The organism is Oxynema aestuarii AP17, from assembly GCF_012295525.1.
Lineage (GTDB): Bacteria > Cyanobacteriota > Cyanobacteriia > Cyanobacteriales > Laspinemataceae > Oxynema > Oxynema aestuarii.
Window position 1 is genome coordinate 1489072 of sequence record NZ_CP051167.1, and the last position, 13931, is coordinate 1503002.

Here is a 13931-nt window from a genome sequence, read left to right on the forward strand (position 1 = left end):
AAAAACAGTTATGAGCGAGCCAACGAACCGAGATTATCGAACCGAACGCGACTCGATGGGGGAACTGCAAATCCCCGCCGATGCTTATTACGGGATTCAAACTTTACGGGCGATCGAGAATTTCCCGATTAGCGGACTCAAACCCCTACCTACTTATGTCGATGCTTGCGTTTTAATCAAAAAAGCTACCGCTTTGACCAATGGCGAACTCGGTTGCATTCCTTCGGAGATTGCCGAGGCGATCGTGCGGGCGGCGGACGAGATTCTCCAAGGACAATGGCGCGATCAGTTCGTGGTCGATGTCTATCAAGCCGGGGCGGGAACGTCTCACCACATGAATGTTAACGAAGTTTTGGCCAATCGGGCTTTAGAATTGTTGGGCGATCGCAAAGGGAATTACAGCCGCGTCAGCCCCAACGATCACGTCAACTTCGGCCAGTCTACCAACGACACGATCCCGACGGCGATCCGGGTGGGCGGCTTGTTAGCCCTCGAACACCATTTTTACCCGGCTCTGTCCGAGGCGATCGCCGCTTTGGACGATAAAGCAATTGAATTTAAAGATATCGTCAAATCCGGTCGCACTCACATGCAAGATGCGGTCCCGGTCCGCCTCGGCGAGACATTCGGCGCCTGGGCCCAAATCCTCACCGATCACTTGATTCGGATCGAAAACGCCGCCAAAGACCTCACCGTTATCGGACTCGGCGGTAGCGCCACGGGAACTGGATTGAATACTCATCCGCAATATTACACCCGCGTCGCCCAAGTGCTTTCGGAGTTAATTCAACTGCCGTTAGAACCCGCTTTGCACTACATGGCGGCGATGCAAAGTATGGCTCCGTTTGTCAGCGTCTCTGGCGCTTTACGCAATTTAGCCCAAGATTTAATTAAAATCTCCCACGACTTGCGCCTGATGGATTCGGGCCCGAAAACGGGCTTGAAGGAAATTCAACTGCCCCCCGTTCAACCGGGATCGTCGATTATGCCGGGGAAATACAATCCGGTGATGGCGGAAATGACTTCGATGGTCTGCTTTCAAGTCATGGGCTACGATAGCGCGATCGCCCTGGCGGCGCAAGGGGGACAACTCGAACTCAATGTGATGATGCCGTTAATCGCTTATGATTTAATCCACAGCATCGAAATCCTCGGCCACACGATCGCTGCCCTGACGGAACGCTGTTTGAAGGGCATTACGGCGAAGGGCGATCGCTGTGCGGAATATGCAGAAGGCAGTCTCGCCTTGGTGACGGCCCTCAATCCTCATATCGGCTATCTCAACGCGGCAGCTATCGCTAAAGAATCTTTAGAAACGGGTAAGTCTCTGCGCCAACTCGTGTTAGAAAAAGGACTGATGAGTGAAGAACAATTAGCTCAAGTCTTGGATTTGCAAAAAATGAGCGCTTTACCCGGATCGGCACAAGCTCGCTCCCGGGAACTGAGCTAAAGTTAACCCAGAACTACAGGGCGATCGCTTTACCTGTCGAAGCGGGTAGTTTCTAATTAGATGAATTCAGGAGTTTGGATATGGTTAGAGGATCGTTTGCTTCGATGCAAACCGAACCGGAAGTGACAGAGGTGACTTTTTATTATGATGACGGCCATCACGATTCTTTTAAGGTTCCTCTATCTCCCCAACAGTTTCAAGCTCAATTAAACGATCTTTTAGGTCAGGGTTGGGCGATTTTTCATTTGATGGACAATACGGTGATTGTCTGCATGAGTAAAATTACAAAAATTGAAATTAAACCGCCGATTACTCAGTATCAAGTGTCAGGAACTTTCTCGAATGCAGAACGAATTACGACTCTGCAACGGGGAGCGAAGGGACGCTTGGGAATTCAAACTTGAAGCTCGAACGAGGAGGGAGTAAACACCGTAAAAGAGCTATCCTATTTGAGTTGTGAAATTTAATTTTTGCCCGACTGACTCCCTCAACCCGTCATTTCAGTGGAAATACTGAATCTACCCACAGAACCGGGAGTTTACCTTATGAAGAATCGGGTTTTCAGTCTGTGCGCTTCTTGTTTCAACTGATTTAGGATGGCTATCAATCGTTCTCTAGGATTGGCGATCGCTCAATAGTAAGGCGGTCGAAGGCGATCGCCCTTCTCAATTTTTCGAGAGAACCATTTGTTAGATAATCGAGCTGTCGATCGCCTAAATGGGATCCTGCAAAAGCGATCGAGATGCTCGCATTCCCGACAGGCCGAAATGATTTCCTCGTCTCCATGGCGAACGGCTTACCGGATTTAAAGGGATAAAATATCTAACAATTCGATTGAAAAATCCTCTTGTTACTCGGTTTCACAATCAGACGAGATCGAGTTTTTTTAAGGGGTCATCCTTGGGAAAAACTTGCAAACGAGGCGATCGCCGATCCGCGCGACTGGCTAAGATGACGAGAAAATTGCTATAACTCAACATCAGAAGTGATTTTATTTTCAAATAATGGCTCAAGTCAGTTTAGTGCGATCGCGCAGTTACGAACCTCAGTTATTAAAACAAACGATCGCGCAGATGCTCGATCCCTGGGGAGGGATGGAGGGCTTTGTCAAGCCGGGCGATCGCGTTTTACTCAAACCCAATTTACTCACGGGTTCCCGTCCGACGAAGGAATGCGTCACCCGTCCCGAAATCGTCGCTTGTGTGGCGCAAATGGTGCGCGATGCGGGGGGCGATCCGTTTTTGGGCGACAGTCCCGCATTTGGCAGCGCGCGCGGGGTGGCGAATGCGAACGGATACGGGGAACTGGTCGAGGCGTTGAATTTGCCGATTGTGGAGTTCAAAGGGAAACGCTATCAAACGTTAGGCGATCGCTTCGACCACTTGTTACTGTCGAAAGAAACAATGGAAGCGGATGTCGTGATTAATTTACCCAAAGTCAAGTCTCACGTGCAACTGACAATGACGTTGGGGGTCAAAAATCTGTTCGGCTGCGTTCCGGGCAAAATGAAAGCGTGGTGGCACATGGAGGCGGGGAAAGATGTAGACCGCTTCGGGGAAATGTTGGTGGAAACGGCGCGGACGATCGCCCCGAATTTGACGATTGTCGATGGCATCATCGGCCACGAGGGAAACGGTCCGAGTGGCGGGGAACCGCGCGATTTGGGCATTTTAGCGGCCTCTGACGATGTATTTGCCTGCGATCGCGCCCTCTTGGAGGTTCTCAATGTCGATCCGGCGATCGTGCCGACGGCGGCGGCCTCCCTGCGGTTGGGTTTATGTCCGGAACTCGACGCGATCGCCTTTCCTCACTTGAGACCCGTTGACGTGAGGATCGAGGATTGGAAATTACCGGAAGCCCTGGTTCCGATCGATTTCGGCCTGCCCCGGGTCCTCAAATCGACCTTCCGACATTTATACATCCGCTTAATTCAAGAACCGATGAAAGCCTATCGCGGCCAGAACAAGGCTTAATCGGGTCGATCGCGTAGCGTCTACTTTGCACGATCGCCGCCGTTGGCGGATTCGACCAAGACGAAGGCGGCCCAATGGGCGAGGTCGGCGTTGCGTTCCCTGGCGGCGAGGGAGGCGCGCCGCAAGGCGATCGCCCGATCTCCGGTGGCCTGCCATTCTCGGTAAAAATCGAGGAGCAAGGGGGTGCTACTCCCCTGGGGCGGTCGCCAGGAGGACAACAGCAAACTGGGGATTCCGGCGGCGATCGCACTCCAACACAACCAGAAAAAGTGATGCCCTTGCAGGCGCCCGGGTTTGGGATCGCAGCCGCTTAACACGAGCAGTTCGGGATTGTCCCTACTACGAGTCGATCCCGGTGTCGGTGCGAACAGTTCCCAAATCCGGCACAAGCCATTATGTCGTTTATCTGGAGAGAGGGCGATCGTTTCACTCAACCCTGGGGTATCTTCGACAAATACGGGGGTTGCCAAATGGACGATCGCCGCGTCGGGCCACTGTTGCAAGAGGGCGTTTTTGGTGGCGCGATCGCCTGCGAACGCTTCGACGTTTAAAAAATCGGCGATCGCGAGGGCTTCGCTTTCGCTGTCGCACAGTGGGGGCAATTGCAACGGCGGTTCGCCAAATTCTAGTGCGACTCGGGGCATCTTGACGGAACCGACGACTAAAGCACAACGCGATCGCGTGGGTTGGGGCAATCGCCCTGGGGCTTGGGGCAAACCCAAGGTTTCGATCGCCGGTGCTAACAATAAGGTATGTTTTTCGAGTAAAGGCCGTCCCTGGCGATCGGCGAGGGCCGCAAAGGGCACTAAAAAGAGAAAATCTTGGGGAATGACGCTCACCCGTCGGCTCGGATCGTCGGGCAACCATGGGGCGATCGGCTCGATTAAAATTTGATAGAGGATCGCCAGCAGGTCGGGAATGTCTAACCCGGTTTTGCCGTCGTCGTTCATACGACTGGGGTCGCATTGGCGGGCGATCGCCTTTCGTAAGTTGCGAACCAGTCCGGCGAGGGAGACCCCGTATTCTTGATAGATTTTTTCCAGGTAAATCCGGCGAAACTGGACTTTTCCTTGGGGAGGCACAACCCAGATATAGAGTTCGGTAGCGTAACCGTAGAGGCGATCGAACCCTTTATCGATCCACGGGTTTTGATTGAATAAGTCGTAATCGTAAACTAAGGAATACTCGATTAAGGTGGTCTGCGTGCGGGCCGCCATTTGCGCGATCGCCCGGATATTCGGCGAGGCGATCGGCTCTGCAAAGCCCGCCCTCGGGCATTCGTGACTGTCCAGCCACTGCTCGAAAGCCTTAATTCGTCCCTGTTCGCCGACTTCCAACGCCGTCTCGATTCGATTTTGAACGATCAACACTCGTTGAAATCCGCGATAGAGATCCGGAGACAAACTCCCACCCCATACATTCATGATCTCTTGACTCCCGTCAACGGTGCGATCGTCTTCCCGATGCTGCTCGAATTACCCTAATCTTCGTTCGACTTGATAGACGGTCGGAAATACGCCTTCCATCATAGTCAATTGCTCAAAATTCGATTAAATTACTTCAGAAAAATTATTGTCGTCTGCAGGCGGCGAATGAGGAAAGCCAAAAAGCAAAAAAGCGAGCATCGAGGTCTCGCTTTTGTAACTGGTCCGAGAATGGAACAACGCAGTATGGGTATTTGTAGGGACTAGACCGATGTCGGCATCGACGTGGAAGCCGCTAATTCAGCCAGCCTTTCTTGCTGATCTTGGCCGATACAAGCTTGCACCATCGGCTCGATATCTCCTTCCAAAACCGAGGTCAGGGTGAAGTTCTGCCCCAAACGGTGATCGGTCACTCGGTTGTCTTTGTAATTGTACGTGCGGATTTTCTCCGATCGCGCCCCGGTTCCAACTTGAGAACGACGCATCGAGGTCACCGCTTCTTGTTGTTCGCGCAGTTTAATTTCGTACAATTTAGCTCGCAAAATCTGCATCGCCCGTTCTCGGTTTTGCAGTTGCGATCGCTCTTCCGTACAAAAAATCCGGATTCCGGTCGGTTTGTGGAATAAATCGACGGCGGTTTCTACCTTGTTGACGTTTTGACCGCCCGCCCCGCCGGATCGCGCCGTGGAAATATCGATATCTTTCGGATCGATTTCCACTTCGACGTCATCCACTTCCGGCATCACCGCGACGGTGGCGGTAGAGGTGTGAACCCGACCCCCGGCTTCGGTGACCGGAACGCGCTGCACGCGGTGAACTCCGGCTTCAAATTTTAATTTGCTGTAAACTTGTTCCCCTTGAATTTCGAGGATGGCTTCTTTGAAGCCGCCCATATCTGCTAGAGACTCGCTGAGTAATTTGACTCGCCACCCTTGGCCTTCCGCGTAGCGCGAATACATCCGCACCAAGTCCCCCGCCCAAATACTCGCTTCGTCGCCTCCCGTTCCGGCGCGGATTTCCAACATGATGTTTTTATCGTCGTTGGGATCGCGCGGTAATAGGAGGATTTTGAGCCGGACTTCGAGGTTTTCGATCGCCTCCTCCAGTTCGCTCACTTCTTGAGCGGCCATTTCTTGAAGGTCGGGATCGGCATTGGCTTCTTTGAGTACTTGGCGGGCGCCTTTGAGTTCTTCTTGGGTCTTTTTCCAAGTCTCGAAGGTCGTGACGACTTCTTCCAAGGAAGAACGAGCCTTCGCCACTTTTTGAAATTCGTTCGGGTCGGTGGCAATATCGGGATCGGCCAGCCGTCGAGTCAATTCGTTGAAGGTTTGCTCGACGGATTTGAGTTTCTCTAGCAGATAAGTTTCAGCCATAAGTCAGCGATCGCTCAGTTAAAGAATTGAGAAGAGTTGCTCGATAGGGTTAGAGATGATATCTGGCGAATCGAACGGCGCGCGTCGGACGAACGGGAAGGGGTTCGGCGACGGTTGCGGACATTGGCGACCCGCCCACCTCTGCAATCAACTCTGCTATTTCTTCGACTGAGTGTCGGACATGCCGTATTTACGCATGAAGCGTTCGACCCGCCCTTCGGTATCGATAATTTTTTGGGTTCCGGTATAGAAGGGATGGTTGCCGGACCAAACATCGACGTGAATTTCCGGTTGGGTAGAACCGACGGTCATCACGAATTCGCCGTTGCAGTAGACTTTGGCTTCGGGGTACCACTCGGGGTGAATATCGGGTTTAGGCATCGTTCTTGATTCTTGCTACGGTGGTGGTATTTTCAATTTTAGCGTTTTCCAAGCTCGATTCGCGGGCGATCGCACGAGTCCCCCGTTCCCGTCGAGGCTCTCTTTTCAAGCTGCGCTGGCGCGCGATCGCCACGACGGACAAAGGACTCGCAGAAGGCCGCGAGGGGGATTAGCGCTTGGAGTATTGAGGGGCTTTGCGGGCTTTGCGCAAGCCGTATTTTTTCCGCTCTTTGGCACGAGGATCCCGGGTGAGGTATCCTTCAATTTTTAACGGACCCCGATTGTCGGGATCGAGTTCGCACAAGGCGCGGGCGACGCCCAAGCGAATCGATTCGGCTTGTCCGGTCAGGCCGCCCCCGTGGGCGTTGACGAGAATGTCGTATTCGTTTTCCAAGCCGAGGGTTTCGAGGGGGGCTTTGGCGGCGGAGATATAGGCGGGATTGAATTGCAGGTATTCTTCTCCCGGAGATTTGTTGATTTTGAGTTGACCCGTCCCGGGAACTAAGCGCACGCGGGCGATCGAAGATTTCCGGCGGCCCGTTCCCCAGTAAACGGCTTGATTGCTGCGATCGGTTCGTTGCATTACGCTTTTCCTCCTGGAATGGTTTCGATCTCTAAGGTTTCGGGTTGTTGGGCTTGGTGGGGATGGTTCGGTCCGGCGTACACTTTGAGTTTGGTAAACAGTTTCCGGCCCAGGGCGTTTTTGGGCAGCATTCCCCGGATAGCTTGTTCGACGATCCGTTCGGGCAGGCGGTTTTGCAGGTGGGCGAAGGTTTCGGTTTTCATCCCACCGGGACGGCCCGAATGGCGGCGGTAAAGTTTTTGGCTGCGTTTTTTACCCGTGACTTGGATTTTTTCGGCGTTGACGACGATCACGAAGTCGCCCGTATCCATGTGAGGGGTGTAGGTGGGTTTGTTTTTCCCTCTGAGGATTTTGGCGATTTCGCTGGCCAAGCGCCCCAAACGCTGGTTTTCAGCATCGATGACGTACCATTTGGGGTCTAGGGAATCGACGGGAGGGACGTATGTTTTATTCATGGTCGGTTAGTCGGTAGGTGAGTTACTCGCGATCGCGGTTTCCGGTCGAGCGCTCCCGACGGGGGAGACTGCAGGGGGGTCGAAATGGTATTTGGGCAGGGTGCGGTCCCAAATTTCCCGTGGAAAGGGAAAGTCCGGGTAGCCGACGCCCAACAAGCACAAGCCTTGGGGAGGGGCGGCATATTTGACGCGCTCCCGGCGCTCGTTTCGCCAAATCTCGGCAAACTCGCTTGTGGACAGGGTTCCGCGCCCCACTTTGACGAGCATTCCCACGAGCAGCCGCATCATGCCGTAGAGGAAGGCGTTGGCTTGTACTTCGATGTAAACCAGAGGGCCGTCGCGATCGCAGTGGGCTTCGTGAACGTCCACCCAGGAATGAGAACGGCTGGAGTTGGCGCGATGGAACGCTGCCAGATGGTGGGTGCCGAGTAAGGGGTCGAGGGCTTCTTGGATGCGATCGACGTCGAGAGGGGCGTGATAGTAGTGCCAAGAAACCGGAGCGACGAATAGGTTCGGACGAGCGCCTGTATATAAAGTATACCTATATCGCCGCCAAGTTGCGGAAAATCGCGCGTGCCAGTTGTCGGCGACGGCTGCGGAAGCGCGAATGACGATATCTTCCGGCAGCCATTTGTTGAGAATCGCGGCCCACCTCTGGGGGGGGATCGGCGTGCTGGCTTCAAAGTGGGCGACTTGAGCGGCAGCATGAACTCCGGTGTCGGTTCTCCCGGCGGCGTGGACGGTGACCGAGTGCTGGAGAACGTTTGACAACGCGGTCTCGATTTCTGCTTGTACGGTGCGGCGATCGGGTTGCCGTTGCCACCCGTAGAAATGAGTCCCTAAGTATTGAATCACCAAAGCGATTCTCTGTTTGTCCTTTGCCTGCACGGCCTGGTTCATGATTTCGGCTGAGTTTCGGTGCAACTCCACGGTTCGACGGTGGGGGACAAAGGACGGCGATCGCGCAATTTTCGCAGCAAGGGGAATTAGACTAATTCGATAATCGCCATTTCGGCATTATCGCCCCGTCGGTTGACGGTGCGGATGATGCGGGTGTAGCCCCCGTTACGATTGCCGTAACGCGCTTCCACTTGCTCGAACAAGGCGTGTACGAGTTGCTTATCGTACACGTAACCGAGGGCCCGACGTCGAGCAGCTAAGGTTCCTTGTTTGGCCAAGGTGATAATTCTTTCGACTTCCGAGCGCACGGCTTTGGCCCGCACTTTCGTCGTCGTAATCCGACCGTGACGGATCAATTCGGTGGTCAGCGATCGCAGTAAAGCTCGACGCTGATCGGCGGGTTTGCTCAGTTGAGGTACACGACAACGGTGACGCATAATGAATTATTTACTATCAATTTTCAAGGAGCGAAAATCTAGCTCGAAACGTGCCGCGAAGCTTTAATAAAGTGCAACGCGACGCGAAGCCGGGTTCGCACTTTACACCGAGCGCTTCGGCGACGCTTAGCTCGGTTTGGCTGTTTTTTCTTGAGGTAAGGTAATGCCCAAGCGTTTTTGTAGGGCTTCAATCACTTCTTCCGCAGACTTCTGACCGAAGTTTTTAATCTCAAGTAAGTCTTCTTGAGAGTAGTCGAGTAAGTCGGCGACGGAGTTAATTTGAGCGCGCTTGAGACAGTTGTACGCCCTTACGGATAACTGCAACTCTTCGATGGGAATTTGGCTGGTCGGATCGGTATCCTCCGTCGATTCGTCAACCATCGACTCTAAGGTAATATCTTTGAGCGGGACGAACAGATCGACGAGAATGCTGGCCGCTTGGCTGAGTGACTCTTGCGGGGTCACCGAACCGTTGGTCCAGATTTCTACAATCAATCGGTCTTTTTCCAAAGATCCACCGACGCGAGCGTCTTCTACGGTGTAGTTCACTTTACGAACGGGCATGAACACCGCGTCAATTTGGAGGAAGTCCAAAGCGGTCGCGTCGTCGCGGACTCGTTCGACGGAACGATATCCTTTCCCTTTCTCGATCCGAAATTCCATTTCTAGGGTTGCCCCTTCGGAAAGGGTGGCCACGTATTGATTGGGATCGACGATCTCGACTTCAGAAGGCAGGTCGAACTGCCCCGCCAGAACGGTAGCCGGGCCTTGGACGAGCAATCGACCGATTTGCGGTTGAGAGGAATAGCTTTTGAGGACTATTTCCTTCATATTCAACAAAATTTCGAGAACGTCTTCCCGCACGCCCTCGATGGTCGCAAATTCGTGATTCACGCCCGCAATCCGGACTGCCGTAATTGCGGTTCCTTCCAAGTTAGACAAGAGAACGCGCCGCAGCGCGTTGCCTAAAGTGGTGCCTTGACCTCGTTCTAACGGCTCCAATACAAATTTGCCGTATTGACCTTGGTCTTTTTCGGTGTTGGATTCTACACACTCAATCTGAAACTGCGCCACGGAGTGACCTCCCTTCTCCTCGATCGCTAGAAGGCCAATCAAAGCCTCCCTCGTTTACTGCTGACTAGATCCCCCGATCGAACAGGACTGAGGGAACTCGAAACCATTTGACCGCCATGTGGGGTGAGTCAAAATGGCGAGCCTCGTATCTGGGGGCAGTTGTTGGCGATCGTTTTCGTTCGCTCCAAACCCTTGTTTTCCGATTCAAGATACCTGTGCTCTCAGCCCTGCGTCATTCCTATGCGTTAGACCCGACGGCGTTTTGGCGGACGGCAGCCGTTGTGAGGAATGGGGGTGATGTCCCGAATCAGGGTGATTTCCAAACCAGCAGCTTGCAGTGCGCGAATCGCGGTTTCTCTACCGGATCCCGGACCGCTCACCATGACTTCAATTTGCCGCATTCCTTGGTCGGTTGCCCGACGGGCCGCATTTTCGGCGGCGGTTTGAGCGGCGAAGGGGGTGCCTTTTTTGGCCCCTTTAAAGCCGCTCGATCCGGCTGAAGCCCAGGAGATCACTTCGCCATTGGGATCGGCGATCGTGACGATCGTGTTGTTGAACGTAGACTGAATGTATCCAATCCCGTTGGGTACATTCCGCTTTTGCTTGCGTGCTCCAGTTTTTTTGTTGGGTTGTCGCGCCATATCGGTCTCTTAGACGGAGTGGTTAATTGAATGCTCGGAGCGGTCGGCTTTGACATGAGATTCGACACAGCCCACCGATACCTGTCAAACAGATTATTTCTTGCCAGGGGCTTTCTTTTTCCCGGCAACGGTTCGACGGGCGCCCCGGCGGGTTCTGGCATTGGTGCGGGTTCGCTGTCCGCGAACGGGTAGACCCATGCGATGGCGGCGTCCTCGGTAGGTGCCGATGTCCATCAGGCGTTTGATGTTCATCGTCTCCCAACGCCGCAGGTCCCCTTCGACCTGATAGTTGGTTTCTACCGCTTCTCTGAGGGCGGCTACGTCGGCATCGCTGAGGTCTTTGACGCGGGTGTCGGGGTTGACACCTGTCTTGGCGATAATTTCTTTGGCTCTCGTCGGCCCAATTCCGTAGATGTAACGCAGACCTATTTCAACTCGTTTGTCACGAGGTAGATCTACTCCGGCAATCCTTGCCACGCTTGTTTACTCCCTTTTCCGTGTTGCTAATCTGAAGGTGCTTCTGTCGAACGATCGCGTCCGCCAGAGGCGCGCTGCACGCCGAGGCAGCGAATCGACCCGGGTTCGCCCGGGAGTTGGAGGTCAACCCAACGGTGCTGACCGATGGGGTTAACCTTGACGTTGCTTGTGTTTCGGGTTAGAACAAATGACCATTACCCGACCGCGCCGACGGATGACGCGGCATTTTTCGCACATTTTCTTGACAGAGGCTCTAACTTTCATGCCGATTTGAGCAGCGCTACAAACTTCATATTATATCAATTTTTCTGCAAGCTGACAAAATGAGTGGGCTTTAATATTCATCGCTGGCGGCTGGAGGGGTTTATTTTTTCCGCAATCGGTACGTAATTCGACCTTTGGTTAAGTCGTAAGGGGTCAGTTCGACTTTGACGCGATCGCCGGGTAGAATTTTGATATAGTTCCGCCGAATTTTACCGGAAATATGGGCGAGAACGTTAAATCCGTTGTCGAGATCGACGCGGAACATGGCGTTAGGCAGGGATTCGGTCACCGTACCTTCCATTTCGATCAGATCTTGCTTAGCCAAGTGACTTTTACCTCGTTCGTGCTACAACTTTAAAAAATAGAAGTCTATTTCTCAGGGGCGAACCCGGGTTCAGAGTCGCCGGGGGCGCCGTTCGGCTGCGACTTCTTAACAGATCTTAGCAAAAAGACCTGGCGACGCGGTTGCGATTCCCCGGGGGAGTTACGCCAGCGATCGCCAACTCCGACGGAGATGGGAGCTGGGTAAACCCCGAGGGGAAAGCCCCAGGTCGAAGGGTGCCGAGCGCCTAAGACAGGACGGCTTGTTTGAGAGATTCCGTGACCGCTTCGACGTCGCGATCGCCGTCGAGAGACACGAGCAGGTCGTGCTGGCTGTAATACTCGATCACCGGAGCGGTTTGCTCGCGGTAGACTTCCAAACGGCGGCGAATCGTTTCCTCATTGTCATCTTGGCGACCGCGACCCAACAACCGTTCAACTAAAATCGAGTCGGGAACGTCCAAATTGACAGCGCAATCGCATTCCTGGTGAATGTCTGCGAGCAGCTTGTCTAAAAAATCGGCCTGAGCGACATTGCGAGGGAAGCCGTCGAGGATCCACCCATTTTGGGCATCTTCTTCGGCGAGGCGATCGCGAACCATATCGAGTAACAGGTCGTCCGGGACTAATTCGCCGCGATCCATATATCCTTTCGCTCGATTGCCCAACTCCGTTTGGCGGGCGACCGCGTCGCGCAACAGATCCCCCGTAGAAATATGGGGAATCTTGCAAAAATCCGCCAATTGTTTGGCTTGCGTACCTTTACCCGCTCCCGGCGGGCCTAAAAAAATTAATCGGGTCACTATTGTTTCACCATTCCTTCATAGCGTTGCGAAATGACGTAAGTTTGGATTTGTTTGGCCGTATCGATCGCCACGCCGACTAGAATGAGCAGAGAGGTCGCCCCCAACCCTTGAAACGTCGGAACCCGGGTGGCACTTTCCACGGCAGTCGGCACGATCGCCACCAAACCGAGGAAGACTGCCCCTAAAAAAGTCAACCGATTGAGCACCCGTTCTACATACTCGCTCGTCGCCCGTCCGGGGCGGATTCCAGGAATACTCGCTCCCATTTTCTTCAAATTCTGAGCCATATCCACGGGGTTGATAATCAACGAGGCGTAGAAATAGCTGAAAAACAAAATCAAGAGCAGGTAAAAAGCAACGTACAGCCAAGGAGTCGGACCGCTCGGGCTGAGATATTGAGCGACGGAGATGAAAATGTTGTTATTGGTAAATTGCGCTAAAGAACCGGGCAGAATTAACACCGCCGAGGCAAAGATAATCGGCATGACGCCGCCTTGGTTCAAGCGTAAGGGGAGGTAGCTGGTGCGTTCCCGATAGAGCTTGCGACCGACTTGACGGCGGGCGGAGATAATGGGAATGCGTCGGCTTCCTTCTTGTACGAAGACGATGCCGACGATCGTGATCAAAAAGACGAGCAGCAAGATAATGACCCGACCGATGATGTCGCGATCGCCACTCTGGGCCAGGGCTACCGTATCTCCGAGAGATTTCGGCAACACCGCCACAATATTGATAAAAATCAATAAAGACGCGCCGTTCCCCACGCCCCGTTCGGTAATCGACTCCGACACCCACATGACGAACATCGAGCCTGCAGTGAGGGCGAGAGCGGTTTCGGCGTAAAACAAAAAGCCGGGATTGGGTGTTTCGGCGAAAGCGCTCACCCAAATGGCAATCCCCGTACTTTGGAGCAACGCCCACGCCAGGGCGACGTAACGGGTGATTTGAGAAATTTTCCGCCGTCCGGCTTCCCCTTCATTTTTTTGCAAGTCTTCGAGACTCGGAAGGGCCGCAGTCAATAACTGCATGATAATGGAGGCGTTAATGTAAGGTAGGATCCCCAGGGCAAAAATCCCCAAGGCTCGCAACCCCCCACCAGAAAACAGATCTAAAAAACCGATCAGGGGACTGTCGCTGATGTTGTTTTGGAAGGCTTGGCGATCGATGCCCGGTACGGGGATCCAGACGCCCAAACGAACCAAAACCAGCATACCAATGGTCAGAAGCAGCCGACCTCGAAGGCCAGCTGCTTGAGCCATCTGCATGAAAGTCTCCTGAGGGGTTGGCGCTTTGTCTCGACTAACGACCATTAAGGAGTACCTCTACGTAATAGTTGCAGCGGCGTATCAATCAAAGTGAAAGCGACGGGCGC

General features: G+C 53.5%; 18 protein-coding genes. 3 read left to right on the forward strand and 15 right to left on the reverse strand.

What is annotated here, in order from left to right; genetic code table 11:
* Window positions 1–10: 10 nt before the first annotated feature.
* The 3 genes from HCG48_RS05925 (at window position 11) to HCG48_RS05935 (ending at window position 3423) form a co-directional block, all read left to right on the forward strand.
* On the forward strand, window positions 11–1450 hold the full coding sequence (locus tag HCG48_RS05925; protein ID WP_168568317.1) for an aspartate ammonia-lyase: 1440 nt from the start codon (window positions 11–13) through the stop codon (window positions 1448–1450).
* 80 nt (window positions 1451–1530) lie between these two features.
* Window positions 1531–1854 (forward strand): hypothetical protein, encoded by a 324-nt coding sequence (locus HCG48_RS05930; protein ID WP_168568318.1) that lies wholly within the window; start codon window positions 1531–1533, stop codon window positions 1852–1854.
* Window positions 1855–2454: 600 nt separating this feature from the next.
* Window positions 2455–3423 carry an Npun_F2552 family protein gene (locus HCG48_RS05935; protein ID WP_168568319.1) on the forward strand — a complete coding sequence of 323 codons (969 nt, stop codon included), beginning with the start codon at window positions 2455–2457 and terminating at the stop codon, window positions 3421–3423.
* A gap of 20 nt (window positions 3424–3443) precedes the next feature.
* On the opposite strand, the gene HCG48_RS05940 is transcribed toward HCG48_RS05935, so the two are convergent.
* From HCG48_RS05940 to secY, 15 genes are all read right to left on the reverse strand, one after another.
* Complete coding sequence (locus HCG48_RS05940; RefSeq protein WP_168568320.1) at window positions 3444–4847, reverse strand: CHAT domain-containing protein; 1404 nt, start codon at window positions 4845–4847, stop codon at window positions 3444–3446.
* A 263-nt stretch (window positions 4848–5110) separates the two neighbouring features.
* Window positions 5111–6220, reverse strand: coding sequence for a peptide chain release factor 1 (gene prfA, locus HCG48_RS05945; protein WP_168568321.1), 1110 nt, complete (start codon window positions 6218–6220; stop codon window positions 5111–5113).
* 156 nt (window positions 6221–6376) lie between these two features.
* Window positions 6377–6601: a 50S ribosomal protein L31 gene (gene rpmE, locus HCG48_RS05950; RefSeq protein WP_168568322.1), complete on the reverse strand. Its 225-nt coding sequence runs from the start codon at window positions 6599–6601 to the stop codon at window positions 6377–6379.
* A complete protein-coding gene (locus tag HCG48_RS05955) occupies window positions 6594–6743 on the reverse strand; it encodes a hypothetical protein (protein WP_168568323.1) in 150 nt (49 codons plus the stop codon). The genes rpmE and HCG48_RS05955 overlap by 8 nt, the downstream gene beginning before the upstream one ends.
* Before the next feature lie 27 nt (window positions 6744–6770).
* On the reverse strand, window positions 6771–7184 hold the full coding sequence (gene rpsI / locus HCG48_RS05960; RefSeq protein WP_168568324.1) for a 30S ribosomal protein S9: 414 nt from the start codon (window positions 7182–7184) through the stop codon (window positions 6771–6773).
* On the reverse strand, window positions 7184–7639 hold the full coding sequence (gene rplM / locus HCG48_RS05965; protein ID WP_168568325.1) for a 50S ribosomal protein L13: 456 nt from the start codon (window positions 7637–7639) through the stop codon (window positions 7184–7186). The genes rpsI and rplM overlap by 1 nt, the downstream gene beginning before the upstream one ends.
* A 6-nt stretch (window positions 7640–7645) precedes the next feature.
* Window positions 7646–8539: a tRNA pseudouridine(38-40) synthase TruA gene (truA, locus tag HCG48_RS05970; protein ID WP_168568326.1), complete on the reverse strand. Its 894-nt coding sequence runs from the start codon at window positions 8537–8539 to the stop codon at window positions 7646–7648.
* Between the two features lie 86 nt (window positions 8540–8625).
* Window positions 8626–8976 (reverse strand): 50S ribosomal protein L17, encoded by a 351-nt coding sequence (gene rplQ, locus HCG48_RS05975; protein WP_168568327.1) that lies wholly within the window; start codon window positions 8974–8976, stop codon window positions 8626–8628.
* A gap of 126 nt (window positions 8977–9102) precedes the next feature.
* Entirely contained in the window at window positions 9103–10050 is a 948-nt protein-coding gene (locus HCG48_RS05980; protein WP_200670471.1) for a DNA-directed RNA polymerase subunit alpha, read from the reverse strand.
* A gap of 245 nt (window positions 10051–10295) precedes the next feature.
* Window positions 10296–10691: a 30S ribosomal protein S11 gene (gene rpsK / locus HCG48_RS05985; RefSeq protein WP_168568328.1), complete on the reverse strand. Its 396-nt coding sequence runs from the start codon at window positions 10689–10691 to the stop codon at window positions 10296–10298.
* Between the two features lie 93 nt (window positions 10692–10784).
* Window positions 10785–11168: a 30S ribosomal protein S13 gene (rpsM, locus tag HCG48_RS05990; protein ID WP_168568329.1), complete on the reverse strand. Its 384-nt coding sequence runs from the start codon at window positions 11166–11168 to the stop codon at window positions 10785–10787.
* A 150-nt stretch (window positions 11169–11318) separates the two neighbouring features.
* Complete coding sequence (rpmJ, locus tag HCG48_RS05995; protein ID WP_012593611.1) at window positions 11319–11432, reverse strand: 50S ribosomal protein L36; 114 nt, start codon at window positions 11430–11432, stop codon at window positions 11319–11321.
* A gap of 100 nt (window positions 11433–11532) precedes the next feature.
* Window positions 11533–11757 (reverse strand): translation initiation factor IF-1, encoded by a 225-nt coding sequence (gene infA, locus HCG48_RS06000; protein WP_008191178.1) that lies wholly within the window; start codon window positions 11755–11757, stop codon window positions 11533–11535.
* A 244-nt stretch (window positions 11758–12001) separates the two neighbouring features.
* Window positions 12002–12556: an adenylate kinase gene (locus tag HCG48_RS06005; protein WP_168568330.1), complete on the reverse strand. Its 555-nt coding sequence runs from the start codon at window positions 12554–12556 to the stop codon at window positions 12002–12004.
* A complete protein-coding gene (gene secY, locus HCG48_RS06010; RefSeq protein WP_168568331.1) occupies window positions 12556–13869 on the reverse strand; it encodes a preprotein translocase subunit SecY in 1314 nt (437 codons plus the stop codon). The genes HCG48_RS06005 and secY overlap by 1 nt, the downstream gene beginning before the upstream one ends.
* Between the last annotated feature and the right edge of the window lie 62 nt (window positions 13870–13931).